Here is a 1,206-nt window from a genome sequence, read left to right as displayed (position 1 = left end):
AAATTCCTCTATACGGCGTCGGCCGCTGCGCTTGCGCTCGCCGCGTCGTCCGGCTTCGCCGCCGCGCGCGACCAGATCCAGGTCGCCGGATCATCGACCGTGTTACCTTATGCCAAGATCGTTGCCGAGCAGTTCGGCGAAACGTTCACCAACTTCAAGACCCCGGTCGTCGAATCCGGCGGCAGCGGCGCCGGCATCAAGGAATTCTGCAAGGGCGTCGGCGAAGACACGATCGACATCGCCAACTCGTCGCGTCCGATCAAGGCGGACGAACTCAAGTCCTGCGCCGCCGCCGGCGTGAAGGAAGTCCAGGAAGTCCGGATCGGCTATGACGGCATCGTCTTCGCCACCGACATCAAGGGCCCGGACTGGGCGCTGGTTCCCGCCGACATCTACAAGGCGCTCGCGGCCAAGCTGGTCGTCGACGGCAAGCTCGTCGACAATCCGAACACCAAGTGGAGCCAGGTCAATCCGAAGCTGCCCGACTGGGACATCGCCGCCTACATTCCGGGCGAAAAGCACGGCACGCGCGAAGTGTTCGAGACCAAGCTCCTCGATGCCGGCTGTGACAAGGCTGCTCTCAAGGCCGCCGGCATTGCCGACGACAAGGAAATCGGCAAAACCTGCATTGCCATCCGCAAGGACGGCAAGGCCGTCGACATCGATGGCGACTATACCGAGACGCTCGCCCGCATCGACTCCAACAAGACCGGCGTCGGCGTGTTCGGCCTCGCCTTCTATGAGAACAATGCCGACAAGCTGAAGGTCGCCACCGTGGAAGGTATCGTGCCTTCGACCGAGACGATTGCCAGCGGCAAGTATCCCGTCTCGCGCCCGCTGTTCTTCTACGTCAAGAAGGCGCATCTGGGCGTCGTTCCCGGCCTCAAGGAATATGTCGAGTTCTTCCTCGACGACCAGATGGTTGGCCCGGAAAGCCCGCTCGCCGAATACGGCCTCGTTGCTGCTCCGGATGCCGAGCGTCAGGCCCAGCGTGACGCTTTCGCCGCCGGAAAGTCGATGTAATCAAGCTGCCGAACCGGGGTGCGGGTCAAATCCGCGCCCCGGTTTCACCGCAGGCCGCAATGGTGGCTGCGTTAGAATTTCCCTTGGGGTGGGTCCATGTCGTCCTTGCTCGTACTGGCCATCGTCGTTGCCGTCGGCCTGGTTGCCTTTTTCATCGGCCGGCAGCGTGCCGCGGCCCAGGAC

General features: G+C 63.0%; 2 protein-coding genes. One reads left to right on the top strand and one right to left on the bottom strand.

Going from position 1 to position 1,206, the window contains the following annotated elements; all coding sequences use genetic code 11:
• Nucleotides 1-1,023: substrate-binding domain-containing protein (locus ENZ75_RS32330; protein ID WP_128278637.1), on the top strand; the 1,023-nt coding region annotated here is incomplete at its 5' end.
• Here ENZ75_RS32330 and ENZ75_RS34830 read toward each other — a convergent pair.
• On the bottom strand, nucleotides 1,024-1,206 hold a 183-nt coding region (locus ENZ75_RS34830; protein WP_206617161.1), incomplete at its 5' end, for a hypothetical protein.

The organism is Mesorhizobium sp. M7A.F.Ca.CA.002.04.1.1 (genome assembly GCF_004022805.1).
Lineage (GTDB): Bacteria > Pseudomonadota > Alphaproteobacteria > Rhizobiales > Rhizobiaceae > Mesorhizobium > Mesorhizobium ciceri.
Note: the sequence above shows the minus strand (reverse complement) of the source record. Positions and strands in the feature narration are given on the sequence as shown.